Origin of the sequence: Bradyrhizobium centrolobii, from assembly GCF_001641635.1 — a bacterium.
GTDB lineage: Bacteria > Pseudomonadota > Alphaproteobacteria > Rhizobiales > Xanthobacteraceae > Bradyrhizobium > Bradyrhizobium centrolobii.
In genome coordinates this window covers 42,392-65,864 of the sequence record NZ_LUUB01000062.1, presented here as the reverse complement: position 1 = coordinate 65,864, position 23,473 = coordinate 42,392, and the positions used below count along the sequence as shown (strand labels likewise).

Below are 23,473 nucleotides of genomic sequence, written 5' to 3'. Positions count from 1 at the left end.
GATGCCTCTTGGCTCCTTCCTTGGAATCTCTAGTAGCCGCTGTTGTTGGCTGCGCCGCTTCCGCCGAAGCGGCTGGCCGAGAAGGCGCCGACCAGCTCCGGCTCAAGCGCGCCCTGCGCAACCATGCGCGCGATCTCGAAGGCGTGGTTGGAGGCGAGCGTCACGCCGGAATGGCAGCAGGCGACGAAGGCGCCCGGATGGGTCTCCGACTGATCGTAGATCGGAAAGCCGTCCTGCGGCATGACGCGGATGCCGGCCCAGCTCCTCACCACGTTGAGCCGCGCCAGATGCGGGAACATCCGCTGAGCGCGATCGGCCATCACTGCGCTGATCGAATGCTTCAGCGTGCGATCGTCGACCTCGTCTTCCTTGCTGTCGCCGATCATCACCGTGCCCTCGTCGGTCTGCCGGATCGTGGTCAGCGGATGTGGCAGGAACGGCATGGTGCGCTCGGTCACCACGATCTGTCCGCGGGTCGGGCCCATCGGCGCGTAGAGGCCGACCATCGGCGCCAGCGTCTGGTTGGCATTGCCGGCGGCGAGCACGACCTTGGCGGCGCGAAGCTCGCCCTTCGGCGTCGTCAGGCGGAATTCGCCGCCGCTCTTGGTGATAGCCGACACCGGGCGCTCCGGAAAATAGTCGATGCCGAACACCTTGAAGCCCGTGTGAAACGCGCGAAACGTGCGCAGCGAATTGACGTGGCCGTCGAGCGGACAGTAGCTGCCTCCGGAGACTTCCGGACCGATCAGCGGCAACGCCTTCTTCACCTCGGATGCCGGGAGCATCTCCATCCTGTAGTCGGCCGCACCGGCCTGGTTGTGCATGCGCTTGACCAGCTCGGTACGCTGGCCGAACTCATCCTCGCCGAGCGTCAGATGAAAGCCGCCATTCTGCTGAAGGCTGACGTCGAGACCGGTCTGTTGCTTCAATTCGGAAGCGAGCCGGCTCCACGCCTCCGACGCCCGCACGGTCCACACCGTATAGGCGGGCATGCCGAGCCCTTTGCTCTGGACCCAGACCAACGCAAAATTGGCGCGCGAGGCGCGCTTGGTGATGTCGCCCTCGTCGAGCACGGCGACGGACTTCCCGAGCCGGCCGAGGCCCCAGGCAATGGCGGAGCCGAGCAGTCCGCCGCCGACGACGGCGACGTCGTATTCTCCTGACATGAGTTCTCCTATCGTCCCGTATCGCCCTTGCCGGCGAGCACGCGGTCGAGCCCGTAGAAGCGGTCGAGCAGAATGAGGGCGGTCATGGTGATCGCGATCACGCAGGCCGAGACCGACGTCACCAGCGGATCGATGTTGTCCTGGATGTAGAGGAACATGCGCACCGGCAGCGTCTCGGTGCCGGGCGCAGCGAGAAAGACGGTCATGGTCAGATCGTCGAAAGACTGGATGAAGGCGAGCGCCCAGCCGCTGATGACGCCGGGCAGGATCAGCGGCAGCGTCACCCGGCGGAACAGCGTCCAGCCGCCGGCACCGAGCGAGACTGCCGCCATCTCGACCGAGAGGTCCATGCCGGTCGCCGCCGCAAGCGTCAGCCGCAGCGCAAACGGAAACACGATGATGACATGAGCGATGATCAGCGCAGCAAAGCTGCCACCCAATCCGGCAGAGGTGAAGAAGCGGAGGAAGGCGATGCCGAGCACGACATGCGGGATCATCAGCGGCGACAGGAACAGCGCCGCGAGCGCGTCGCGGCCGCGAAACCTGTAGCGTGCGATCGACAGCGCCGCCGGCACCGCGAACATTAGCGCCACGAAGGAGGACAGCGCGCCGAGCCCAAGGCTGACCCAGAAAGCGTGGATGAATTCGGGATAGTTCGCAATCGTCCTGAACCAGCGCAGCGAGAAGCCGTTGGTCGGCAGCGACAGGTAGCCCTCGGGCGTGAAGGCGACGAGGCAGACCACGAGGATCGGCGCCACCATGATGATGACGAAGATGACGTGGAAGATCAGCGCGAGCGGGCCGTTCCGTCTCATCGGAACACCTCCGCATAGCGCCGCTCGATCAGCGCATTGCTGCCGACGACGATCAGTATCAGCGCAACCAGCAAGAGCGTGGCGACCGCCGCACCGAGCGGCCAGTTCAGCGTATTGAGGAACTCGTCATAGGCGAGCGTCGCAGCGACCTTGAGCCGGCGGCCGCCGATGATCGCGGGCGTCGCAAAGGCGCTGGCCGAGAGCGAGAACACGATGATCGCGCCCGACAGCACGCCCGGCATGATCTGCGGCATGATGATGCGGCGGATGATGGTCACGGGGCCCGCGCCGAGCGACATCGCGGCATTCTCGATCTGGGGATCGAGGCGCTGCAGCGCAGCCCATACCGAGAGCACCATGAACGGCATCATCACATGCGCGAGCGCGACGACCATGCCGGTCTCGGTGAACATGAAGGGAATGGGTGCGCGGATCACCCCAAGCGACATCAGGAGCTTGTTGACGAGGCCATTGTTGCCGCCGAACAGCAGCGCCCAGCCGAGCGTGCGCGCGACCACGGAGATCAGCAGCGGCCCGAGGATGACGAGCAGGAAAAAGCTCTTCCAGCGTCCGCTCATGCGGTTGAGGATATAGGCTTCGGGCGCACCTAGCACTGCGGTGAGCAGCGTGGTCAGGATCGCGATGCGAAAGGTTCGCCAGAACATCTCGGCGTAATAGGGATCGGTCGCGATCTCGTGCCAGTTCTTCAGGATGAAGACCGGCTCGATGCCCTTGTACTGGCCCCAGTCATGGAACGACAGCATCACGGTCATCGCGAGCGGGATCAGGAGCACGCCGACGAACAGCAACAGGGCGGGTGCCGTCAGCGCCCAGGGCGTGCGCGGACCGCGCTCCCGCGCGGCGCTTTGTGGCGCGGTGTCGGCGACCGCAGTCATGCGGGAGCTCCAGCACGCACGCTCATGTCCTCGGGCCTCCAGGCTAGACGGACCGTTTCGCCTTCGGCCGGCTGCGTCTGGCCGTCGTTCTGGCGGATCACGATCGCCGGGCCGCATTCGCTCTCACACTGGAACAGCCAGTGATTGCCCTGGAAGATGCGGGTGACGATTTTCGCGGCGAGACCGGCATCGCCAAAGCCGATCCTCTCGGGACGGACACTGACGGTCACGGGACCGCTAAACCCAGCCGGCGCCGGAGCACTCCAGGAGCCCGCGACCAGCCGCGCGGGTGCGCTGGTCCGATCGATCGTCGCGGCAAAGTCATTGGTCTTGCCGAGGAACTGCGAGACGAAGGCCGAGGCCGGCCGCTCATAGGTCTCCTCCGGCGTGCCGATCTGCTCGATGCGGCCCTGGCTCATCACCACGATCCGGTCCGACAGCGACATCGCCTCGTTCTGGTCGTGAGTAACCAGGATCGTGGTGGTGCCGATCGTACGCTGGATCTGGCGCAGCTCGATCTGCATGTCCTCGCGCAGCTTGGCGTCGAGGTTGGACAGCGGCTCGTCGAGCAGGAGCACGCTCGGCTTGATCACCAGCGCACGGGCGAGCGCCACGCGCTGCTGCTGGCCGCCGGACATGCGGCGCGGATGGCGGTCCTCATAACCGGCAAGACCGACCATCGCGAGCGCGGCGCGGACGCGCTCGGCCCGCTCGGCGCGCGGCACGTTCCGCATCTCCAGACCAAAGGCGACGTTTTCCGCCGCGCTCATGTGCGGAAACAGCGCATAGCTCTGGAACACGATGCCGAGCCCGCGCTTGGCCGGATGGATCGCGGTCAGGTCCTTGCCCTCCAGGCGGATCGCGCCGCGCGTGGGATCGAGGAAGCCAGCGATCATCTGAAGGGTCGTGGTCTTGCCGCAGCCCGAGGGGCCAAGGAAGGAGATGAACTCCCCCTTGCCGACGGCGAGACTGAAGTCGTCGACGACAGTCTGCGCGCCGAACTGCTTGGCGACCCGATCGAGCTCGAGATAGGCCATGGCACGGTCTCCGGTGCGGGCGATCAGATCAGCGCTCGACCTCGCGGTTCCAGCGCTTGGTCCACTCCTCGCGCTTCTCGTTGATGACCGTCCAGTCCGGATTATAGAGTTTTGCCGCGCGCTCGCCGATCGGCGCCATCTTGCCGAGCTCCGGCGGCACCACGAGCGATTTCAGCACCGGGCCGTAGCCGTAGTCCTTCAGCATCACGAGCTGGATTTTCGGGTCGAGCAGCATCTTGACGAAGCTTACCGCAAGGGGCGAGGCGTTGGGCTTGGTGATCGGACAGGCCGTCGTCAGCAGCGTCGCGGCACCTTCCTTCGGGTAGACGAAGTCGACGGGGAAGCCAGTGTTGGCAAAGCTCTGCACGCGGCCCGTGCCCCACACCGCGATGACGGCCTGGCCGGACTGGAACAGCTCGGTCATCTTGCCGGGTGACGGCTCGTAAGCGAGCACGTTCAGATTGATGTCGTTCTTGAAGATCTTGAAGCCGGTCTCGACATTGGACTCGCCGCCACCGTTCATCTTCGACAGCATCACCAGCGCCTCGAGGCCGTAGGTGTTGTTGATCGGCGGGATGACGAGCTGCTTTGCGTATTTCGGATCCTTCAGATCGTTCCAGGAGGTCGGCGGCGCCCAGCCTTTCTCCGCAAACACCTTGGTGTTGTACATCAGGCCGGTCGCGACGATGCCGATCGCCACGGCACGATCGTCCTTGAAGCGGGCGGTGTCGTAGAGATCGGCCGGCAGGCCGTCGAGCTTGCCGCAAAAGCCGAGCTGGATCGCCTGGTACATCGGACCGTCATCGACGATCGCGACATCGATTTGCTGGTTGCCCTTCTGCGCCTGAAGCTTTGCCAGCGTGTCGGTGGAGTTGCCGGCGACGTATTCGACCTTGACCCCGTTCTCCTTCTCGAAAGTGGGGATCACCTCGTCGCGAATCGTCTTCTCGAACGAGCCGCCGTAGCCGGCGACATAGAGCGTCTTTTGCTGGGCCGAGGCAACCGACGGGACCGCGGCGAGCGCCGCGATGCTGACCGCTGTCAGAAGGCTGAGAGTCTTCATAAGGACCAATCTCCAATTCCGGGATGAGGGACGTGTCGACGATCAGACGGCCGAAGTGCACCCGCGTTCCCCTCGGCGCAAATTCCCATCCGAGCAGGGCTCCGGCCCCTGCTCACCGGGTTTTGGCGGCGATCGAGGGATTTTGGCCCCGATCTGCCGGAAAAACGGGCTGTCTCCAGCGCTGATGAAAAAGATCGCAGAGCTATACTTCCACCGTCCAATGAATAATGGCACCCTCTGCATGCCAAAATGTTATGAAGAGTTTAAGGGATGGCGCGGATCAATTCGCGGCAGGTAGAGGCCTTCCGCGCGATGATGCTGACCGGCAGCGTGACCGAGGCGGCGAAGCTGATGGCGGTGACGCAGCCGGCGGTCAGCCGGTTGCTGCGAGACTTCCAGGCGCTGTTGAAGATGGAGCTGTTCGAGCGGCGCGGCACCGGGCTTGTGCCGACTGCGGCAGCGACGGCGCTCTATACCGAGGTCGAGCGCTCCTTCGTCGGCCTCGAGCGTATCACCGCGGCGGCCGAAGAGATCCGCGGCCGCCGCACCGGCTCGCTGCGGATCGCAGCACTTCCGGCGCTGTCGAACGGCTACCTGCCGCGGCTCGCCGGTCACTTCCTGAAAGAGCGGCCCAACCTCAACCTCTCCTTCTTCGGCGTGATCTCGCCGATCGTGGTCGACTGGGTGCTCAATAACCAATGCGACGTTGGCTTCGCCGAGGTGCCGATTGCCCATTCCGGCCTGCCGAGCCTGCGGCTACCAGGACTGGCGCGCGTCGCGGTGCTGCCGACCGGACATCGCCTCGCGGAAAAGGAAGTGCTGGAGCCACGTGATTTCGAAGGCGAGACCTTCATCTCGCTGTCGGCGGGGTCGGCGAGCCGGCATCTCGTCGACCAGGTCTTTCACCGCAGCGACGTCCACCGCGTGCTCCGGGTGGAGACCGCGCTGTCGGAGATCATGTGCGGCATGGTGTCGTCGGGGCTCGGGGTCGCGATCTGCGATCCCTTCACCGCGCAGGAATTTTCAACCCGCGGCGTCGTCGTGCGCCGCTTTCTGCCGCGCATCGACTTCGAATTCTCAGCCGTCCTTCCCGCGCAGCGCAGCCCCTCGCCAGTGGCGCTGGATCTGGTCGAGACCGTGCGCAAGGCGCTCGCCGAATTCGACAAGGCTGCCCCTCACCCCACCCTCTCCCCGTAAGAGCGGGGAGAGGGAGTGAGGGAGCGGCGCGTCCCTCACTTAAGAAGCCCGCTCAGAACGCACATGTGTTGGCGTGTCTCAGCCTCTCCCCGCTCTTTCGCGGGGAGAGGTAGGATCGCGTAAGCGATCCGGGTGAGGGGCAGAGCACTGTGTTGCCACGAGCAAACGCCTATCCGACTCGCAACGCCAAATACGGTGAGGCCGTCAGCCGTTGAACGCGGCCTGCGCCTCGGGCAGGTCCCAGATCTTGCCGATCGCAGCGGTGCCGGCCGCCGTGATTGCCGCTTCGTCAGCGCCGAGATAGCGGCCGGCATCGACCAGCATACGGCCGTCGACCATGACCTGATCGATGTTGGCGCGGTTGGCGAGCGCGACCAGCGCGCGGCGCGGGTCGAACAGCGGCTGAAGATGCGGATGGGTGAGATCGACGACAGTGAGATCCGCGGTCGCGCCCGGCTCGATCCTGCCGAGATCTGGCCGCTTGATGACGTCGGCGGCGACAGCCGTGTTTGCCTCGATCAGTTCGGGCGAATTCGCGACATCGGCGCGCTGCGACGCGGTCTTGGAGATGAGCGAGGCAGCATTGAGCTCGCCGAGCAGGTCCATGTTGTAGCCGTCGGTGCCGACCACGGTGCGCACGCCGTGGCCTGCGAACCGGCTGAACGCGGCGGTGATGCCGGCACGCGCGAACACGCGCGGGCAGTTCAGCACCGTCGCGCCGCGCGCCGCCATCAGCTTCAGATCGTCGTCGGTGCTGGAAATGCAGTGCGCGGCGAGCAGGTCCGGCGCGAGCAGGCCAAGCCAGTCCAGATATTGCGCCGGTGTGCGGCCGCCATAGCGTTTGCCGATGGTCTCGACCTCGGCGCGGCTCTGCGCCAGATGCGTCGTGATGGGCACGCCGAGCTCGCGCGCCCGCGCGGCACAGGCTTTCAGCAGATCGGGACCGCAGGTATCGGTCGCATGCGGACTCATCGCAAGGCCAATGCGTCCGTCGCCGCGATTGTTCCAGCGCTGATAGAGCGCATCCCACGTTGCCATGTCGGCCGTGCCGTCGTCGCCGGCATAGCGCACCACGCCGTCGGGACCCGCCTTGGCGTCCGAGGTGGAGAAGAGATATGGCGCACCGTAGAAGCGGATGCCCATCTCTTCCGCCGCGTCGAACATCTCGGGGATCGAATTGCGGAACGGCTCCATCACCGTGGTGGCGCCCCCCTTCAAAAGCTGGAGGATGCCGAGCCGCGCGACGGCCATGCGCTCCTCCGCCGACAGCAGATCGGCGCCGCGCTTGGTCAGGGGCAAGAGCACCGTGTAGACGATGCTCTGGTTGTTGCGGCGGCCGTTGCCGTCCTCGGTGTGGCTGCGCGCCACCGCCTCGCTGAAGCAGTGATTGTGCAGGTTCAACAGGCCCGGCAGGACGAAGCGGCCGGGGCGGTCATGCACGTAATCCGCGCGCGGCTTGTCGCGCGTAACGGCAGCGATCCTCTTGCCTTCGACCAGAACCCAGTGGTCGCGCAAGACATCCTGCGCGCCGTCCTTGCGTGACAGCACATAGCTGCCGAAGATTGCGATCGTGCTCATGCGGGGCGTACGTTCCAGAAGACGGCGGTGCCGTCGAGAATGCCGGTGATGGATTTGCGATGGGCGGTCGGCTGCTTGTACAGGCCGATCGGGATATAGGGAATTTCCTCGAACGCGACGGCCTGGATCTGGCGGCAGATGCGCTGCTGCTCGGCGAGCTCGGAGGCCGCCAGCCACTCGCTGCGCAGGCCGCCCATCTTCTCGCTCGCATACCAGCCGGCGACCTTGCCCTCACCGCGCAGATTGGTGTTGCCGGCCGGGTTGAGCCAGTCGATGCCCTGCCAGTTGCCGACCGCCGCGCTCCAGCCGCCCTGTCCGATCGGATCCTTCTTGAGCTGGCGCTGCAGCACGACGGCGAAATCGAGCCCGGCATATTCGACGTTCATGCCTGCTTTGCGCAGGCTGTCGACGGCGATCTCGCCGAGCGGCTTCTGCGCCAGTGAGTTGGTCGGGACGAGCACCACGATCTTCTCGCCATTGTAGCCGGCCGCCTTCAGATCGGCCTTGACCTTGGCGTAGTCGCGCGGACCGCGGAACACGTCGAGCCCGACCTCGCTCGCCATCGGCGTGCCGGGCGCGAAGAAGCCGATCGGCGACACCTGGAACGCTGGATCGGTGCCGGCAACCGCGGTCATGAAAGCGGATTGATCAATCGCGCCTAACAGCGCGCGGCGAATGGCGGGATTGTCGAACGGCGGCTGGAGATGATTGAGGCGCAGCATGCAGGCGTAACCTCGGGGATCGAGGATCCGCGTCTCTATGTCGCCGGCGGCCTTGATCACCGGCAAGAGATCATGCGGCGTCGTTTCCTGCCAGTCCTGCTCGCCGGTCTGGAGCGCCGCGACACCGGTGCCGGCATCGGGCGTGGTGGTCCAGACCACGCGATCGTAATGCACGATCTTTGGCCCCGCCGTCCAGTCGGGCTTGCCGTCGGTGCGCGGTTGGTAGCGCTCGAAGCGGGCATAGGCGTTGCGCGCGCCCTGCACGCGTTCGTCGGCGAGATAGCGGAACGGGCCGCTGCCGATCACTTCGGTCAGCGGCTTGAACGGATCCTGGCTCGCCAGCCGCTCCGGCATCATGAAGCAAGCGTTGATCGCGGCCTTGCCGAGCGCCTGCGGCAAGAGCGGGAACGGACGCTTGAGACGGAAGCGGATAGTGCGGTCGTCAGCAGCCGACAGTTCGTCGGTTGCCTCCATCAACTCACCGCCAAAGCCGTCGCGCGCCGCCCAGCGGCGGATGCTCGCGACGCAGTCGCGGGCGAGCACGCGCTCGCCATCGTGCCAGAACAGGCCGTCGCGAAGGGTGAGGTCCCACTGAAGCCCGTCATTGGAGATGACATGCCCCGACAACATCTGCGGCGAGACCTGGAGTGACGAGTTCATGCCATAGAGCGTGTCGTAGACCATGAAGCCGTGGTTTCGCGATACCTGCGCGGTCGAGTAGATCGGATCGACGAAGGCGAGATCGATCACCGGAATGAACCGCAGGGTGGTCTGTTCCTCGGCGCGCAGGATCCCCGGCAGCGACAGGGCCGGCGCGGCGGCCGCGGCTTTGAGCAGGGAGCGGCGGGAGATCGGCATTGAACAAACTCCTAGGACGCGAAGCGGGCAAGGCGGCCGATCGGTGTGCCCAGCACCTCGTCCTCGCGCATGATGGTGTGGCCGCGGATGATGGTGGCCATCGGCCAGCCGGTGATCTTCTTGCCGGCGAAGGGCGTCCAGCCGCAGGGCGAGACGATCCAGGACTCTTCGATTGTGCGCTTCGCCTTCATGTCGACCAAGGTGAAGTCGGCATCGTAGCCGGCCGCCAATCGCCCCTTGCCGACGAGACCGTAGACGCGCGCGGGACCCGCCGCCATGAGATCGACGAGACGCGACAGCGACAACCGGCCGGCATTGACATGATCGAGCATCACGGGGACGAGCGTCTGCACGCCGGTGAGGCCGGCCGGGCAATCCGGCCAGGGCAGCTCCTTGGCCGCGCGCGAATGCGGGGCGTGATCGCTGCCGATGGTATCGACGATGCCGTCGCACACCGCGGCCCAGCTTGCCTCGTGGTGACGTGGCCCACGAATCGGCGGGTTCATCACGCCAAATCCCTTGAGCGTGTCGTAACACTCCGGCGCGACTTGCGTCAGGTGATTGACCAGCACCTCGACGGTTGCAACATCGCGATAGTCGCGCAGATAGTTCAGCTCTTCCGCCGTGGAAACGTGGAGGATGTGTGCGGGACGTCCGGTCTTGCGCGCCAGCGCCATCAGGCGGCGGGTGCCAAGGAAGGCGCATTCCTCGTCGCGCCATTCCATGTGGGAGCGATGCGGCATGCCGCGCGAAAACATCGGCTTGCGGGCCTGGAGACGGTATTCGTCCTCGCTGTGGAAGGCGATGCGGCGGCGGCCGGCACGCATGACCTTTTCGAGATGCTCGTCGTCCTCGACCAGCAGCGATGCGGTCGAGGAGCCCGCGAAGACCTTGATCGCGCAAACGCCGCTCTCGCTCTCGAGATGTGCGAGCTCGCCGATATTGGTCTTGGCCCCGGCGATGTAGAGGCCGATGTCGCAAAAACTCTGCTCTTCGGCAAAGCCGCGCTTCCAGTCGAGCCGTTCCTGGTCGGCTATCGGCGGGTTGGTGTTGGGCATGTCGAACAGCGTGGCAATGCCGCCGAGCACGGCGGCACGCGTGCCGGTGCTCAGTGTCTCCACCGCGGGATCGCCGGGATCACGCAGATGGACATGGCTGTCGATCAGGCCGGGCAGGACATGGAGGCCGCTGGCGTCAATCACCTGATCGGCCGTGTCGGCCGATGTCGCGGACAGCGTCGCAATGCGCCCGTCGGCGACGCCGACATTGGCCGCTTCCTCGCCCCAGGGCGTGACGCAGGTGCCGTTCCTGATCAGAAGATCACAATGCATCGTCCACCTCTCAAGCTCGCAACAGAACCGCACCGATGGCGGCCGCCACCGCCTGCTGCGCCGGCTCGACCACGGGCACGCCAATCGCCTCGGCAATCGCCGATCGGTGCGAGGCCATGCCGGCGCACCCCATCACCACCACATCTGCACCGCGCTGGGTGACCAGCGCTCGTCCGGCTTCGATCAATCGACCGCGGATATCGGCGCCTGCCGTCTCAGCCGCGCTCGCGCCCACCGACCAGCTTCCGGCATAACGGCCATCGACGCCGATCTGCCGCACCATGCGCTGCTGGCGGCGGATGCTCGACGGCGACAGTGCGATCACACCAAAACGCTCGCCGAGTGTCAGTGCACGCAGGATGCCCCACTCGGCGATGCCCATCACCGGGCGGCCGCCCGCCGCCTCGCGCACCGCATGCAGGCCGGGATCGCTGAAGCAGGCCAGCACGAAGGCATCGGCGTCATCGCGCGCGACGCGGCCCACGAGCGGCATGACCACGCTGTCTGCGTCGCGCTGCGAGGTGATGCTGGGCGGCCCCTCGGCAAGGCCTTCCACTGTGATCTCCGGCCCGCCGGCGATCCTGAGCGGCGCGACCGCGTCGTCGATGGCAGCCGTGACCGACGCCGACGAATTCGGGTTGATGACCAGGATGCGTCGACGGGTCATGGCGTTGCTCAACGGTTGCCGGCCTCATGGCGCAGGAAGTTGGCCGCGATCGCCTCGCCGGTGGTGATCCAGAGATCCGGGCAGGATTTGGCGTAGGTCAGGAATTCGCGCAGCAGGCGCAGCCGCATCGGCCGGCCGCTGCATTGCGGATGCAGCACGGTCGTCACCATCGCGCCCCAGTCACGGACCTCGTCGAGCTCGTCCTTCCACAGCGAGAGCACATGCTCCTTGGGGAAGATCGAGCGCGGGCTGAAGCGGGCGGAGAGGCCGTGCATCCAGTCGTCATAGCTCGCTGTCACCGGCAGCTCGATCGTGCCCGGCTTGCCGTCGGCGAGGCGATGGCGATAGGGCCGCACGTCGTCGCGGAACGATGAGGTGTAGACGATGCCATGGCGCACCAGCGCGGCACGCAGCTCCTCGGTGAACTCGCCGTAGGGCGCACGATAGCCGATCGGCTTGACGCCGAGCCGGCGCTTCAGCGCCTCGAAACCGCGCTCCAGTTCCTCCTCGATCCAGGGATCGCCGGGATCGGGCAGGAGATGGTGATAGCCGTGATGCCCGATCTCGTGGCCGGCCTTGAGGATGGACTCGGCCATGGCCGGATGCGCATCGACCGACCATCCCGTGACGAAGAACGTCGCCTTGAGATCGAGCTGGTCGAGCAGCTCCAGGAGCTTGGGCGTGCCGACGCGCGCCTCGTAGCCGCCATAGCTCATGGTGATGAGCCGCTGCGCGTGCACGGCATCCTTGCTGGTCCACGCGCTTTCCGCATCCACGTCGAATGACAGGAACATCGCCGACGTATACGGCTTCGGCCAGGGGTAGCTAGGCGCGGGATCTGCGGTGTTGGCCGGAACGAGCGGGATGCTCTTGAGTGCCTTACTGTCCAGCATTGATGGTCGCCTTTTCTAATCCGTTGTCGGTCAGTTTCCACTTGGCCAGCAGGGCGCGATAGGTGCCGTCGGCTATCAGCGCATCGACCGCTTCCACCACCGCCTGCTGAAGCGCCTTTTCCTTGACCGGCAGGGCGATGCCGGTGAATTGCTGCGCGATGGGCTCGCCCACGGCCGCATAGGCGCTGGGCTCGAGGTCCATCAGATAGGGCAGCGTCTCGTTGCCCTGCACGGCGGCATCGATGCGGCCCTGTCTGAGCTGCGTGCGCGCATCGGCCGAGCCGTCGGTGCCGACGAACTGGATCGGATTGCTGCCGCAGTTCTTCTCGCTCCAGGCCGCGATCTGCGCCGGGAACATGGTGCGGCGGCTGGCGCCGACCTTCTTGCCGCAGAGTGCCGCCGCATCCTTGAACTCCGCCGCGCGCGACTGCTGCACGAAGAACTGCGGACCGCTGCGTAGATAATCGACGAAGGACGCGATCTCGTGCCGGCTCGCATAGTCGGTGAAGCCGGACAGGATGGCGTCCACGCGCCCCGTCGCGATCGACGGCATGAACTCGGCGAAACTGGTCTCCTGCCATTCGATCTTGACACCGAGCTTGCGGCCCAGTGCCTCGCCGAGATCGATGTCGAATCCGGACAGCGCGTTGGTGGCGGGATCGCGGAACTCCATGGGGGGATAGTTCGGCACCAGCGCGACCTTGATGCTGCCCCGCTTGGCGATCTCGGCGGGCAGCTCGATCGCTGCCGCCGACGCCGTCGTGGCGCAAATCAGCGCCGCTGCCACCAACACTCTCATCATCGACACGCCCCCATTCAGATCACTGCAGAGAGAAAAGCCTTCGTGCGCTCCTCGCGCGGCGCAGCCAATACGTCGGAGGCCCGCCCCTGCTCCACGATCGCGCCCTGGTCCATGTAGACGACACGGTCGGCGACCTCGCGCGCGAAGCCGAGCTCGTGCGTCACTACCATCATGGTCATGCCGCTTCGCGCGAGCTCCTTCATCACCGCGAGCACCTCGCCGACGAGCTCCGGATCGAGCGCGCTGGTCGGCTCGTCGAACAGCATCAGCATCGGCTTCATGGCGAGCGCGCGGGCGATCGCGACGCGCTGCTGCTGGCCACCGGAGAGCTGCGCGGGATACGAGGCCGCCTTCGCCGCGAGCCCGACACGCCTGAGCAGTTCGAGCGCCTCAGTACGCACCTCGTCGGACTTCCGCCCCTGCACCTGAAGCGGGCCCTCGGTGATGTTCTCCAGCGCGGTCTTGTGCGGGAACAGGTTGAAGCGCTGGAACACCATGCCGGTCTTCAGCCGCTGCCGCCCGATCTCCCGCTCAGTAAGACGGTAGAGCCGTCCGCCCTGCTCGCGGACGCCCAAGAGCTCGCCATCGAGCCAGATGCCGCCGCTGTCGATCGCGGTGAGCTGGTTGATACAGCGAAGCAGCGTGGTCTTGCCCGAGCCGGAGGCGCCGATCAGGCACATCACCTCGCCGGGCCAGACGTCGAGCGAGACGGTTTTGAGAGCCTGAAACTCTCCAAAATTCTTGCTGACCGAGCGGATCGCGACGAGGGGTTTTGTCATCGGGCGAACTGCATCGTGCCGCGGGCAAAGCGTCGCTCGAGCAGCATCTGGAGCGGCGTCAGGATGGAAACGACGAGCAGGTACCAGAGCCCGGCGACGATCAGCAGCTCGATCACGCGCGAGTTGGCGTAATAGATGTTCTCCGCGCTGTGCAGCACCTCCGGATACTGGATGACGCTGGCAAGCGACGTCGCCTTCACCATGCCGATGAATTCGTTGCCGAGCGGCGGGATCACCACGCGCATCGCCTGCGGCAGGATGATCCGGCGCAGCGCGCGCAGCCGCCCCATGCCGATCGCGTGCGCCGCCTCATATTGTCCAATGTCAACCGACAGCATGCCGGCGCGCATCACCTCGGAGGTGTAGGCGCCCTGGTTGATGCCGAGCCCGAGCAGCGCCGCGAGGAACGGCGTCATGACGTCGACCGCGCGCGCGGTCCAGACGCCGGGAATGCCGATGGTCGGGAACACCAGCGCGAGGTTGAACCACAACAGCAGTTGCAGGATCAGCGGCGTGCCGCGGAACAGCCAGGTGTAGCCGGCGGCCACCGACTTCAGCACCGGATTGGGCGACAACCGCATGATCGCCACGACGATGCCGAGCACGATGCCGAGCGCCATCGCCAGCACGGCCATCACCATGGTATTGACGATGCCTTCGAGAATGACCTTTGCGGTCAGGAAGCGGCTGACATAGGACCATTCGATCTGACCCGCCGCAAACGCGCGCGCGATCGCCGCCAGCACGAGGACGATCAGGGCCGCGCTGAGCCAACGAAACCAGTGCGGCTCGCGCGCGATCCGCATCCCGGACAGATCGGGAAAACCCTCCGCGAGGGCGGGCGCCGGCTTCATTGCGGCGCCGCGTTCAGTATGGGCTGGGCGACCGCGTTCGCGCCCAATCCCCATTTGTCGAGAATGGCTTTGTAGGAGCCGTCGGCGATCATGGCCGTGAGCTTCTCCGTCACCACTTCGCGCAAGGCCGTATCGTCCTTGCGGAACATGATGCCCTGATAGCCCTTGGCGAAGGGCTCGCCGACCACGCGATATTTGCCGGCCTCCTGCGATTGCGCGTAAGGCAGGGTCTCGCTGCCTTGCACGGCGGCGTCGATGCGGCCCTGCTTGAGCTGGTTGCGGACGTCGATCGAATTCTCGCCCGGGACGTACTGGATGGCCGGCTTGCCGGCCGCCTCGCAATTCTGCTTGCTCCACTTCTCGATCTCGACCGGGAAGCTGGTGCTGCGCGTGGTGCCGACCTTCTTGCCGCAGAGATCGGTGGCGGCCTTCGCCTCGTTCTCGGACATGACGAAGATCTGCGGACCGGTCGTGAGGTAATCGACGAAATCGGCGGTCTCCCGCCGCGAGGCGCGGTCCGAGATGCCGGAGATGATGAAATCGGCGCGCTTGGTCTGAAGCGACGGGATCAGCTCGGCGAACGGCGTCTCGCTCCAGACGATCTTGAGCCCGCCGAGCCGCTTGGCGAGCTCATTGGCGAGATCGATGTCGAGCCCGACCAGCTCGCTGGTCGCGGGATCGCGATATTCCATCGGGGCGTAAGTCGAGTTGACTGTGAGCCGCAGCGCGCCCGCTTGCTTGATTTCCGCCGGAAGCTCGGCCGCCTGCGCGCACGTTGCAACGGCGAGCACTGCAAGACCGAGAGAAAGCGAGAGGCGTGTCATGTCAGCTCCTTTGCCAACGCCGCGACCGGCCGTTTGAAATCAATCCGCGTCGAGAACCGCCGGCTCGATGACGCCGGCGCGTTCGGTGATCACCCTATATTGCTCGGGCCGCCGATGGGCGGCGAAATTGAACATCTTGTCCTTGCCCTGGCGGCAGAGGTCGAGATCGATGTCGGCGACGATGACCTCGTCGGCCAGCGTCTCCGCCTGCGCGACGATGCGGCCGTTGGGGTCGACGATGCAGGAGCCGCCGATCAAGCCGGAGCCGTCCTCTTCACCGGCCTTGGCCACCGAAATCGCCCAGGTCGCGTTCATGTAGGCATTGGCCTGCGTCACCAATGTCGAGTGGAAGGTGCGGAGTGCGGCGTCTTCCGTGGTGCCGCCATTGGGATCATAGGCGGCGGAATTGTAGCCGATGCAGACGAGCTCGACACCTTGCAGGCCGAGCACGCGCCAGGATTCCGGCCAGCGGCGATCGTTGCAGATCATCATGCCCATGATGGCGTGGCCCCAGGCCGAGCCGGCGCGGAAGGCGGGAAAGCCAAGGTCGCCATATTCGAAATAGCGCTTCTCGAGCTGCTGGTAGCGCGCACCTGGCCGCGGCTCGACCGAGCCCGGCAGATGCACCTTGCGATAGCGGCCGAGAATCTCGCCGTCGCGGTCGACCAGGATGGCGCAGTTGTAGCGGCGGCCATCCGGAGTCTGCTCGGCGTAGCCGACATAGAATCCGACGCGCAGGGCCCGCGCGCGGTCGAACAGCGCTGCGACCGCCGGGTTGGGCATGCCACGCTCGAAATAGTGGTCGAGCGCCTCGCCCTCGAGCAGCCAGCGCGGAAAGAAGGTGGTGAAGGCAAGCTCCGGAAACACCACGAGGCTGGCACCGCGGCCGGCGGCCTCCTCCAGAAGCCTGAGCATCCGGCCCAGCGTATGCGCGCGCGTATCGGCTTTTTGCGTCGGCCCCATCTGGGCGGCGGCGGCGCGAAGGACACGAACCAAGACTGCCTCCAATCTATGCGCGCTGCTGCCTCACTGGGCGAACGAACTCTTTGATACAGCGCGCAAATCCGCTGCCATTACGCGGAAGCGGGGCTGCAAAAGCAATTCGTTCTGCTATGATCTTTTGGCCCGGAGTATAATCGGCAGTTATATGAACCTGCGCCAGCTCGAGATCCTGCGTGCTGTCATCCGCCATCGCACCACGGTTGCGGCGGCGGACGAACTGGCGCTGTCGCAGCCCGCGGTCAGCAACGCGCTGAAGATGATGGAGGCGCAGGCGGGCTTTGCGCTGTTCGAGCGCGTCAACAACCGGCTGTTTCCGACCGCGGAAGCGATGGCGCTGTACAAGGAGAGCGAGGCGATCTTTGCGCTGCACGCCAAGCTCGAGAACCGCGTGCGCGATCTGCGCGAGAACCGCTCCGGGCATCTGTCGATCGTCGCGACGCCGCCGCTCGCCTACAGCATCATCCCTTCCGCTCTGTCCGGATTCCTGCGCCGCCGTCCGGAGACGCGGGTGTTCTTCGACGTCCGCCGCTATGAGGGCATCATCGAAGGCGTGCTCAGCCGTGTCGCCGAGCTCGGCTTTGCGCTCGGGCTGACGCATCACCCCGGCATCGCGCATGAGGTGGTCCACACCGGCGAGATGGTCTGCGTGCTGCCGCCGCAGCATCCGCTTGCCGACAGGCCTGTGATCTCGGCCCCGGATCTTTCCGGCCTGCCCTTCATCGGGCTCGAGCGCGGCACGCGGCTTGGCGAAGCCGTGCGCGACAGCTTTGCGCGTGCCGGCGCGCCGTTCCAGCCGACGGTCGAGGTCCGCTACTGCAACACGGCCTGCGTGCTCGCGGCCGCCGGCGTCGGCGCTGCGGTCGTCGATCCCTTCTCGCCGCGGCAAAACAGCAGCAGCGGCCTTGTCGTGCGCCCCTTCGCGCCGACGACCCACGCGGTCGCCTATATGCTGTGGTCGGAGGCCGAACCGCTGTCGCGGCTGGCAAAGGCCTTTCTCAACGAGGTCCGCAACGAAAGCAGGCTTCTGGAGAGCGGGATGTCACAAGCGGCGAAACGCAACTGAGCTCGCACAGGCACGCACAATCTCATAACCGAGGGCACATGGCACGCATCACCATCATCGAGACCGGACACGTCCCGAAGAAGTATCGCGAGCGCCACGGCGCGTTTCCGGACATGTTCACGCGCATGGTCCGCGCCGCGGATCCCTCAACCACGTTCGACATCGTCAGCATCCCCGATGGCGACGCCCTTCCCGACGCGCGCGGGCTGGAAGCGATCCTGATCACGGGCGCGGCTGCCGGCGTCTACGACGGGCTCGACTGGATCGCGCCACTCGAGGAATTTGTGCGCACCGCTCATGCGAACAGGACGCCGATGGTCGGGGTCTGCTTCGGCCATCAACTGATCGCGCAGGCCCTGGGCGGCACGGTGCGCAAATCGGAAAAGGGCTGGGGCATTGGCCGGCACGTCTACCAGGTGACACCGGACAATGGCGTCATCGACGGCAAAGCGCTCGCGATCGCCTGTTCGCACCAGGACCAGGTGATCGAAACGCCTGGCGACGCGCGCACGATCCTCTCGTCCGACTTCACGCCGCATGCCGGATTGCTCTACGCCAACGGTACGACGCTCTCCGTGCAGCCGCATCCAGAATTCGACGTGGGCTTCGCCCAGGTCTGTTGCGAGCTCCGCGAAGGCCACGCGCCGGACAACGTCGTCGCTACGGCCATAGCATCGCTCGCCGCGCCACTCGACAGCGCGAAGCTGGGTGGCGCGATCACGCGGTTTCTGGCGAGGCGCCGGACGTCTTCTTAATCCGCGCCGTGCCGCCGCACGGGACTCTTCCCTTCTCCCCTCGCCGTCGCGCACAGGCGGGCCGCCTGTCACCAATATCTGCGTACTCTGCCGGTCGCTCAGAACCGTAAAAAGCCGCCGGTTGAGACCACGGCGGCTCTTGCTATTGGGCAACCGTGAGATGCTCGTCAGTAGCTACGCTTCGTGCTCGAGCCGGTGGTTTGACCAGGAGCAGAAGTGGACGCAGCGGGATGGCTCTTCTTAGAACCCATGGCATGCATCTTATGTCCCGCAGGGTGGCCTTTCTTAGCCGCCTTGGTTTGCATCTCCTGACCCGGCGTCGTGCTTGAGACACCTTGCGCAAACACGACCGGCGCGGTCCCCATGAGGGCGATGGCAGAAACTGCAATAATGATTGTCCTCATTTTCTTCCTCCTCGGATAGGCACTCTGAAGAACGAATTGGAAACGGCACCGTTCCATGAACGGCTGTTCATTATTCTCCTCATCGCAGCGCAAAATGCCCGGCGTGCGCGTTGACTCGATCTCCCGCGAAGCGATGCCGGTAATCTTGACGACCGACTTCACGCCCCATGCCGGCCTGCTCTACGCCAATGGCACGACGCTGTCGGTGCGGCCACATCCGGAATTCGACGTGGAGTTTGCGCAGGTATGCTGCGAGCTCCGCGAGAGGAGCGCGCCGGATGCTGTCGTTGCCATGGCGAGGGGCCGCGCTGGCCGAACCGCTGGACAGCGGCAAGCTGGGTGGCGCGATCACAAGGTTTCTGACGAAGCGCACAGCCTTTTAATTCACGGTGCTGGACGCGCGGGACTCTTCCCTTCTCCCCTTGTGGGAGAAGGTGGCGCGAAGCGCCGGATGAGGGGTTGTCTGCGCGAATCTATCGCGAGAGATTCACACGCGGAGAGAGACCCCTCACCGTCTCGCCGCTGCGCGGCGAGCCACCCTCTCCCACAAGGGGAGAGGGTGCAGGGCGCCGCTCGCGCGAGATTCTAGAACGAACTGTCCCCCAACCCCGGCACATCCTGCGGCCTTGGCCCCGGCGCGGGCCAGTGAAACCGGCGGTCCTTCTCCGCGATCGCGATGTCGTTGATCGACGCTTCGCGGCGCTTCATCAGGCCGTGCTCGTCGAACTCCCACTGCTCGTTGCCGTAGGAGCGGTACCACTGGCCGCTCGCGTCCTGCCATTCATATTGAAAGCGCGCGGCGATGCGGTTGCCGTCGAAGGCCCAGAGGTCCTTGATCAGGCGGTAGTCGAGCTCCTTCTCCCATTTGCGGGTGAGAAACGCGACGATGGCCTCGCGGCCCTCAAAGATTTCCGAGCGATTGCGCCAGCGGCTGTCCTCGGTATAGGCGAGCGCGACGCGCGCGGGATCGCGCGAATTCCAGGCATCCTCGGCCATGCGGGCTTTTTGCGCGGCAGTTTCTCTCGTGAAGGGCGGGAGCGGCGGACGCGACATGGCTTGCCTCATCGGTTGACGGGAGCGCAAATCTATCGCCGCAGGCCACGGAGTCGAGAGGTCAGTGCCTATCGCCCGATCACGAATTCACATCGGCCTTCATCAAGGACCGGATCGATTTCGGGATCGGCTGGGCGCGGCCGCCGCTGATGAAGGCGACGCGCACCTCGGCCTTGACCAGCACGTCCTCGCCGCGCCGCACCTCCTGCGCCAACATGATGGACGCGCCCTTCACCGCGATCGGCCAGGTCACGACGTCGAGCACGTCGTCCATCCGCGCGGGCTTTAGGAAATCCAGGTGCATCGAGCGCACGACGAAGGCGAAGCCGGCGTCTTCCGTCTCGACCTGCTCGAACAGCGCCTGCTGCTCGGCGCCCATCAGCCGCAGATGATTGGTGCGCCCGCGCTCCATGAAGCGCAGATAGTTCGCGTGATAGACGATGCCGGAAAAATCCGTGTCCTCGTAGTAGACGCGGACCTGCATGTGGTGGCGGCCGTCGCGGATCTCGCCGTCGAGATGAGCTGTCACGTCGCGAGCCTCTTCGCCTATCGCTACCGGCCCGTTTTGCGCAAAAATCGCCGGCCGCGCAAGCGCGGCTATGCGACCAAAGGCCCTCGCCCCAGCGTCACCTCGACGATTTCCGGCGGTACGCCGACGCGGACCGGCATGATGCTGCAACCGAGGCCGCCGGAGACGATGACGTCGCATTTCAGCCGAAAGTGACCGTAGGCAAGACGGAGGCCATGCTGCGGCGGAACTGCCGGCGACCAGCCGAGGAGGCGGACCTGGCCGCCATGGGTGTGGCCGGACAGTTGCAGCGCGACGCGCGCAGGCACGCGCGGCGCGATGTTGGGTTCATGCGCGAGCAGGATCACCGGCGCGTCATCGGTGACCTTTGCGAGCGTCGCGCTGAGATCGTCGGCGCCGAAACGCACCATGCTCCGGAAGCGCCGCGCCGGCAGATAAGCAAGCTGATCGCCAAGGCCGGCGAGCCAGAACGGCCGACCGTCCTTGGTGAGGCGCACGGCGTCGTTCTCGTAGACGGGAATGCCGGCCGCCTCCAGCGCGCGCTGGGCGATCGTCGTCCCGTGCCCTGCCTGCTGCACGGTTCTGTCGTCCCAATAGTCGTGATTGCCCATGACGGCATGGACGCCGAGCGGCGCCTTGAGGCCGGCCAGCACCGCGGCCCATTCGTTCGACGGAATGATGCGCGTGACCTGGTGAAGACCGGCGACATAGTCGCCGAGCAGCACGATGAGGTCGGCATTCAGCGCGTTGGTGCGGTCGACGATGGCCTCGATCCGATCCAGTGACATCCAGGGATCGCAGGCGTGAATGTCGGCGATCACAGCGATCTTCAGCGGAAAATCTGCCGGCCATTGCCGCGGGGTCGGATGATAGCGGGTGACGCGAAGCCGCAGCACCGGCTCGACGCCGACGCCGTAGGCGGCGGTCGAGACGCCGAGGGCGGAGAGGCCACCAATGGAACGGATGAGATGTCGCCGAGTGATCATGAAGGCCCGATCGTGATGCGGCTCCTTGATGGGGCCCGATTGGAGCGGAATTGGGGTGCGTTTGTGCAGATCGTCTGCATACTCATGCAGACTGTCTGCCAAAAGTTACCAGCGATCCTGCCCGACCAGCGCATCCAGCCGCGATTTCAACTCGTCGGATGCACGGTAGTACCAGACGCCGCCGAGCAGATCGCGAAAGCGTGTGTTGACGCGGGCCTCGCGCTCGATGCGGTCGATCGTGGTGAGGCTGATCACATCCTCGAGCGGCCCGGCGGCGAGCAGCGAAAGCAGCACCGGATTGGACTCGATCTTCAGGATCTCCAGGATCAGGTCGATCATCCGGTCAGGATCGTCCTCGCGCAGGTCGCGCTCGAAATCCATGATCGTGAACAGATTGTCGTCCTGGTCGCGCTCGGATTTGGAATATTGCTCGACCCAGGCGCGAGCGAGCTCGGCGAGCGACATGCTTGCGCAATCGAGCGGCTCGCGGGGGGTGCGCTGGGCGATGTGATCGGCCTGCCAGGCTTGCCGTTCGGCGATTTTCGCGACACGCGGCGCCAGGGCATCGTCGGCTGCGAAATGCACGCCGCCGAGCAGCCAGCGCAGGCGCGGATTGCGCTCCACCTCCTGCTCGATGCGTGCGATCACCTCGTTGCCATGCGCATAGAACAGCGCCAGCAGGAACTTGTCGTTGAGCTGCATCACGGTCTGCTTGTCAGCCTCGGTCTTGAGAACCTCCAGCACGAGATCGAGCGCTCCTTGCGGCTTGCGATGCGGCAGGTGATCGAAATAGAGTTTTATAGCCGAGATGCTGCCGACCTGGTCGCGGCGGCTGACGCGCTGGAGCGCGCGCCACATCGACGCCAGCTCGCCGAGCGGCATCGGATCGAGGAACGCCTCGGTCTCGTCGGGCGTGCGCAGTTGCGGCGCGGCCGCGATGGTCTCGAGCAATGTCGCGTTGTCCGTCAGCCCCATTGCTTCCCACTCCGGTCACTGAGCTTGAAGCGGCGAGCCCGATCGCCGCGCGTTCGCATTAGTGACTGACGGGAACCGGCGGGTTCATCGACTGCGGCGGTCAGTCGTCCTCGGCCTGATCGGTGCCGAATAAGCCAAACTGTGCCGCATCGCGCGAGGGTTCGGCGAGGCCAAGATGGCGGAAGGCGTGCGAGGTGAGCAGGCGGCCGCGCGGGGTGCGCTGGAGATAGCCGCACTGGATGAGATAGGGCTCGATGATGTCCTCGATCGCATCGCGCGGCTCGGACAGCGCGGCGGCCATCGTCTCGACGCCCACGGGGCCGCCACCATAGTTGAGCGCGATGGTCGTGAGGTAGCGGCGATCCATGGCGTCCAGGCCGGCGGCATCGACCTCGAGCGCGCTCAGCGCGTGATCGGCGATCTTGCGGTCGATCTTGTCGGCGTTCACCGCCGAGGCGAAATCGCGCACGCGGCGCAAGAGGCGGCCAGCGATGCGCGGCGTGCCGCGGGCGCGGCGCGCGATCTCGTTGGCGCCATCAGCGCTCATGCCGACATTGAGTACGCGCGCACCGCGGGTGACGATGCTCTCCAGTTCCTCGATCGTGTAGAAATTGAGCCGGACCGGGATGCCGAAACGATCGCGCAGCGGATTGGTGAGAAGGCCGGCACGCGTCGTGGCGCCGACAAGGGTGAACTTGGAGAGCTCGATCTTCACCGAGCGCGCCGCCGGGCCCTCGCCGATGATCAAGTCGAGCTGAAAATCCTCCATCGCGGGATAGAGCACCTCTTCCACCGCGGGGCTCAGGCGATGGATCTCGTCGATGAAGAGTACGTCGCGCTCTTCGAGGTTGGTGAGGAGCGCCGCGAGATCACCGGCCTTGGCGATCACGGGTCCGCTCGTCGCGCGAAAGCCGACGCCGAGCTCCTTCGCCACGATCTGCGCCAGCGTGGTCTTGCCGAGGCCGGGGGGACCGACGAACAGCACGTGGTCCAGCGCCTCGCCGCGCTTGCGCGCGGCCTCGATGAACACCGAGAGATTCTTGCGCGCCTGCTGCTGGCCGACGAAATCGGACAGCGACTGCGGACGCATCGCGGTGTCGCCGACATCGTCGCTGCGGCGCTCGGGCGAGACCATGCGGGAGGGTGTGTTCATGCGCCACGAACTCCACAGCCACCTCCCCCCTTGCGGGGGAGGTCGGGTCGCCGCAGGCGATCCGGGAGGGG

The 23,473-nt window shown here is 65.7% G+C and carries 24 protein-coding genes and 1 pseudogene; 4 read left to right on the top strand and 21 right to left on the bottom strand.

What is annotated here, in order from left to right; translation table 11 throughout:
• Positions 1 to 29 precede the first annotated feature (29 nt).
• From AYJ54_RS19410 to AYJ54_RS19390, 5 genes are read right to left on the bottom strand one after another with little or no spacing between them, the layout of a single operon-like run.
• Complete coding sequence (locus AYJ54_RS19410) at positions 30 to 1,166, bottom strand: NAD(P)/FAD-dependent oxidoreductase (protein ID WP_063701172.1); 1,137 nt, start codon at positions 1,164 to 1,166, stop codon at positions 30 to 32.
• A gap of 8 nt (positions 1,167 to 1,174) precedes the next feature.
• Positions 1,175 to 1,981, bottom strand: coding sequence for an ABC transporter permease (locus AYJ54_RS19405; protein ID WP_063701170.1), 807 nt, complete (start codon positions 1,979 to 1,981; stop codon positions 1,175 to 1,177).
• Complete coding sequence (locus AYJ54_RS19400; protein WP_063701168.1) at positions 1,978 to 2,877, bottom strand: ABC transporter permease; 900 nt, start codon at positions 2,875 to 2,877, stop codon at positions 1,978 to 1,980. Before AYJ54_RS19400 ends, AYJ54_RS19405 begins: the two co-directional genes overlap by 4 nt.
• Positions 2,874 to 3,914, bottom strand: a complete 1,041-nt coding sequence (locus tag AYJ54_RS19395; protein ID WP_063701166.1) for an ABC transporter ATP-binding protein — start codon at positions 3,912 to 3,914, stop codon at positions 2,874 to 2,876. Before AYJ54_RS19395 ends, AYJ54_RS19400 begins: the two co-directional genes overlap by 4 nt.
• Before the next feature lie 28 nt (positions 3,915 to 3,942).
• Positions 3,943 to 4,977: an ABC transporter substrate-binding protein gene (locus tag AYJ54_RS19390; RefSeq protein WP_063701164.1), complete on the bottom strand. Its 1,035-nt coding sequence runs from the start codon at positions 4,975 to 4,977 to the stop codon at positions 3,943 to 3,945.
• Between the two features lie 270 nt (positions 4,978 to 5,247).
• On the opposite strand from AYJ54_RS19390, the gene AYJ54_RS19385 reads away from it, so the two are divergent.
• On the top strand, positions 5,248 to 6,174 hold the full coding sequence (locus tag AYJ54_RS19385) for a LysR substrate-binding domain-containing protein (RefSeq protein ID WP_063701162.1): 927 nt from the start codon (positions 5,248 to 5,250) through the stop codon (positions 6,172 to 6,174).
• 204 nt (positions 6,175 to 6,378) lie between these two features.
• Here AYJ54_RS19385 and AYJ54_RS19380 read toward each other — a convergent pair whose 3' ends face one another.
• From AYJ54_RS19380 to AYJ54_RS19335, 10 genes are read right to left on the bottom strand one after another with little or no spacing between them, the layout of a single operon-like run.
• Positions 6,379 to 7,752: an amidohydrolase family protein gene (locus AYJ54_RS19380; RefSeq protein WP_063701161.1), complete on the bottom strand. Its 1,374-nt coding sequence runs from the start codon at positions 7,750 to 7,752 to the stop codon at positions 6,379 to 6,381.
• The gene (locus AYJ54_RS19375) at positions 7,749 to 9,332 is read right to left on the bottom strand and encodes an ABC transporter substrate-binding protein (RefSeq protein ID WP_063701159.1); all 1,584 of its coding nucleotides are present in this window, start codon (positions 9,330 to 9,332) and stop codon (positions 7,749 to 7,751) included. Before AYJ54_RS19375 ends, AYJ54_RS19380 begins: the two co-directional genes overlap by 4 nt.
• Positions 9,333 to 9,343: 11 nt before the next feature.
• A complete protein-coding gene (locus tag AYJ54_RS19370) occupies positions 9,344 to 10,663 on the bottom strand; it encodes a dihydroorotase (RefSeq protein ID WP_063701157.1) in 1,320 nt (439 codons plus the stop codon).
• 10 nt (positions 10,664 to 10,673) lie between these two features.
• Positions 10,674 to 11,330, bottom strand: coding sequence for an aspartate/glutamate racemase family protein (locus tag AYJ54_RS19365; protein ID WP_063701459.1), 657 nt, complete (start codon positions 11,328 to 11,330; stop codon positions 10,674 to 10,676).
• Positions 11,331 to 11,338: 8 nt separating this feature from the next.
• Positions 11,339 to 12,223 (bottom strand): polysaccharide deacetylase family protein, encoded by an 885-nt coding sequence (locus AYJ54_RS19360; RefSeq protein ID WP_063701155.1) that lies wholly within the window; start codon positions 12,221 to 12,223, stop codon positions 11,339 to 11,341.
• Positions 12,210 to 13,025: an ABC transporter substrate-binding protein gene (locus AYJ54_RS19355; protein WP_063701153.1), complete on the bottom strand. Its 816-nt coding sequence runs from the start codon at positions 13,023 to 13,025 to the stop codon at positions 12,210 to 12,212. The genes AYJ54_RS19360 and AYJ54_RS19355 overlap by 14 nt, the downstream gene beginning before the upstream one ends.
• Positions 13,026 to 13,039: 14 nt before the next feature.
• On the bottom strand, positions 13,040 to 13,804 hold the full coding sequence (locus tag AYJ54_RS19350) for an amino acid ABC transporter ATP-binding protein (RefSeq protein ID WP_063701151.1): 765 nt from the start codon (positions 13,802 to 13,804) through the stop codon (positions 13,040 to 13,042).
• Positions 13,801 to 14,658 carry an amino acid ABC transporter permease gene (locus AYJ54_RS19345; protein ID WP_063701149.1) on the bottom strand — a complete coding sequence of 286 codons (858 nt, stop codon included), beginning with the start codon at positions 14,656 to 14,658 and terminating at the stop codon, positions 13,801 to 13,803. The genes AYJ54_RS19350 and AYJ54_RS19345 overlap by 4 nt, the downstream gene beginning before the upstream one ends.
• A complete protein-coding gene (locus tag AYJ54_RS19340; RefSeq protein ID WP_063701147.1) occupies positions 14,655 to 15,482 on the bottom strand; it encodes an ABC transporter substrate-binding protein in 828 nt (275 codons plus the stop codon). Before AYJ54_RS19340 ends, AYJ54_RS19345 begins: the two co-directional genes overlap by 4 nt.
• Positions 15,483 to 15,521: 39 nt before the next feature.
• On the bottom strand, positions 15,522 to 16,478 hold the full coding sequence (locus tag AYJ54_RS19335; RefSeq protein WP_082905746.1) for an N-carbamoyl-D-amino-acid hydrolase: 957 nt from the start codon (positions 16,476 to 16,478) through the stop codon (positions 15,522 to 15,524).
• Positions 16,479 to 16,629: 151 nt separating this feature from the next.
• Here AYJ54_RS19335 and AYJ54_RS19330 point away from each other — a divergent pair, with 151 nt between their 5' ends.
• Both AYJ54_RS19330 and AYJ54_RS19325 read left to right on the top strand, forming a co-directional pair.
• Positions 16,630 to 17,547, top strand: a complete 918-nt coding sequence (locus tag AYJ54_RS19330) for a LysR family transcriptional regulator (protein WP_063701143.1) — start codon at positions 16,630 to 16,632, stop codon at positions 17,545 to 17,547.
• A 38-nt stretch (positions 17,548 to 17,585) separates the two neighbouring features.
• The gene (locus AYJ54_RS19325) at positions 17,586 to 18,302 is read left to right on the top strand and encodes a type 1 glutamine amidotransferase (protein WP_063701141.1); all 717 of its coding nucleotides are present in this window, start codon (positions 17,586 to 17,588) and stop codon (positions 18,300 to 18,302) included.
• Between the two features lie 167 nt (positions 18,303 to 18,469).
• Here the strand turns inward: AYJ54_RS19325 and AYJ54_RS51330 are convergent, their stop codons facing one another.
• Positions 18,470 to 18,868: a hypothetical protein gene (locus AYJ54_RS51330; RefSeq protein WP_063701140.1), complete on the bottom strand. Its 399-nt coding sequence runs from the start codon at positions 18,866 to 18,868 to the stop codon at positions 18,470 to 18,472.
• Between AYJ54_RS51330 and AYJ54_RS52505 the strand changes: the two are divergent.
• A pseudogene (locus tag AYJ54_RS52505) lies at positions 18,849 to 19,089 on the top strand (type 1 glutamine amidotransferase); the annotation flags it as partial. The gene AYJ54_RS51330 and the pseudogene AYJ54_RS52505 overlap by 20 nt on opposite strands.
• A gap of 202 nt (positions 19,090 to 19,291) precedes the next feature.
• Here AYJ54_RS52505 and AYJ54_RS19315 read toward each other — a convergent pair.
• The 5 genes from AYJ54_RS19315 to ruvB form a co-directional block, all read right to left on the bottom strand.
• The gene (locus AYJ54_RS19315) at positions 19,292 to 19,759 is read right to left on the bottom strand and encodes a nuclear transport factor 2 family protein (protein ID WP_063701138.1); all 468 of its coding nucleotides are present in this window, start codon (positions 19,757 to 19,759) and stop codon (positions 19,292 to 19,294) included.
• Between the two features lie 79 nt (positions 19,760 to 19,838).
• Positions 19,839 to 20,243 (bottom strand): tol-pal system-associated acyl-CoA thioesterase, encoded by a 405-nt coding sequence (ybgC, locus tag AYJ54_RS19310; protein WP_082905754.1) that lies wholly within the window; start codon positions 20,241 to 20,243, stop codon positions 19,839 to 19,841.
• A gap of 113 nt (positions 20,244 to 20,356) precedes the next feature.
• Positions 20,357 to 21,274: a metallophosphoesterase gene (locus AYJ54_RS19305; protein ID WP_063701457.1), complete on the bottom strand. Its 918-nt coding sequence runs from the start codon at positions 21,272 to 21,274 to the stop codon at positions 20,357 to 20,359.
• Between the two features lie 105 nt (positions 21,275 to 21,379).
• Positions 21,380 to 22,249 carry a DUF6869 domain-containing protein gene (locus AYJ54_RS19300; RefSeq protein ID WP_063701134.1) on the bottom strand — a complete coding sequence of 290 codons (870 nt, stop codon included), beginning with the start codon at positions 22,247 to 22,249 and terminating at the stop codon, positions 21,380 to 21,382.
• 100 nt (positions 22,250 to 22,349) lie between these two features.
• Positions 22,350 to 23,402 (bottom strand): Holliday junction branch migration DNA helicase RuvB, encoded by a 1,053-nt coding sequence (gene ruvB, locus AYJ54_RS19295; RefSeq protein ID WP_063701132.1) that lies wholly within the window; start codon positions 23,400 to 23,402, stop codon positions 22,350 to 22,352.
• Positions 23,403 to 23,473 lie beyond the last annotated feature (71 nt).

Bases quoted from the DNA above. Each gene is read 5' to 3' on its own strand.
- AYJ54_RS19410 (WP_063701172.1), bottom strand. From the start codon at position 1,166: ATGTCAGGAGAATACGACGTCGCCGTCGTCGGCGGCGGACTGCTCGGC.
- AYJ54_RS19405 (WP_063701170.1), bottom strand. From the start codon at position 1,981: ATGAGACGGAACGGCCCGCTCGCGCTGATCTTCCACGTCATCTTCGTC.
- AYJ54_RS19400 (WP_063701168.1), bottom strand. From the start codon at position 2,877: ATGACTGCGGTCGCCGACACCGCGCCACAAAGCGCCGCGCGGGAGCGC.
- AYJ54_RS19395 (WP_063701166.1), bottom strand. From the start codon at position 3,914: ATGGCCTATCTCGAGCTCGATCGGGTCGCCAAGCAGTTCGGCGCGCAG.
- AYJ54_RS19390 (WP_063701164.1), bottom strand. From the start codon at position 4,977: ATGAAGACTCTCAGCCTTCTGACAGCGGTCAGCATCGCGGCGCTCGCC.
- AYJ54_RS19385 (WP_063701162.1), top strand. From the start codon at position 5,248: ATGGCGCGGATCAATTCGCGGCAGGTAGAGGCCTTCCGCGCGATGATG.
- AYJ54_RS19380 (WP_063701161.1), bottom strand. From the start codon at position 7,752: ATGAGCACGATCGCAATCTTCGGCAGCTATGTGCTGTCACGCAAGGAC.
- AYJ54_RS19375 (WP_063701159.1), bottom strand. From the start codon at position 9,332: ATGCCGATCTCCCGCCGCTCCCTGCTCAAAGCCGCGGCCGCCGCGCCG.
- AYJ54_RS19370 (WP_063701157.1), bottom strand. From the start codon at position 10,663: ATGCATTGTGATCTTCTGATCAGGAACGGCACCTGCGTCACGCCCTGG.
- AYJ54_RS19365 (WP_063701459.1), bottom strand. From the start codon at position 11,330: ATGACCCGTCGACGCATCCTGGTCATCAACCCGAATTCGTCGGCGTCG.
- AYJ54_RS19360 (WP_063701155.1), bottom strand. From the start codon at position 12,223: ATGCTGGACAGTAAGGCACTCAAGAGCATCCCGCTCGTTCCGGCCAAC.
- AYJ54_RS19355 (WP_063701153.1), bottom strand. From the start codon at position 13,025: ATGATGAGAGTGTTGGTGGCAGCGGCGCTGATTTGCGCCACGACGGCG.
- AYJ54_RS19350 (WP_063701151.1), bottom strand. From the start codon at position 13,804: ATGACAAAACCCCTCGTCGCGATCCGCTCGGTCAGCAAGAATTTTGGA.
- AYJ54_RS19345 (WP_063701149.1), bottom strand. From the start codon at position 14,658: ATGAAGCCGGCGCCCGCCCTCGCGGAGGGTTTTCCCGATCTGTCCGGG.
- AYJ54_RS19340 (WP_063701147.1), bottom strand. From the start codon at position 15,482: ATGACACGCCTCTCGCTTTCTCTCGGTCTTGCAGTGCTCGCCGTTGCA.
- AYJ54_RS19330 (WP_063701143.1), top strand. From the start codon at position 16,630: ATGAACCTGCGCCAGCTCGAGATCCTGCGTGCTGTCATCCGCCATCGC.
- AYJ54_RS19325 (WP_063701141.1), top strand. From the start codon at position 17,586: ATGGCACGCATCACCATCATCGAGACCGGACACGTCCCGAAGAAGTAT.
- AYJ54_RS19315 (WP_063701138.1), bottom strand. From the start codon at position 19,759: ATGTCGCGTCCGCCGCTCCCGCCCTTCACGAGAGAAACTGCCGCGCAA.
- ybgC (WP_082905754.1), bottom strand. From the start codon at position 20,243: ATGCAGGTCCGCGTCTACTACGAGGACACGGATTTTTCCGGCATCGTC.
- AYJ54_RS19305 (WP_063701457.1), bottom strand. From the start codon at position 21,274: ATGATCACTCGGCGACATCTCATCCGTTCCATTGGTGGCCTCTCCGCC.
- AYJ54_RS19300 (WP_063701134.1), bottom strand. From the start codon at position 22,249: ATGGGGCTGACGGACAACGCGACATTGCTCGAGACCATCGCGGCCGCG.
- ruvB (WP_063701132.1), bottom strand. From the start codon at position 23,402: ATGAACACACCCTCCCGCATGGTCTCGCCCGAGCGCCGCAGCGACGAT.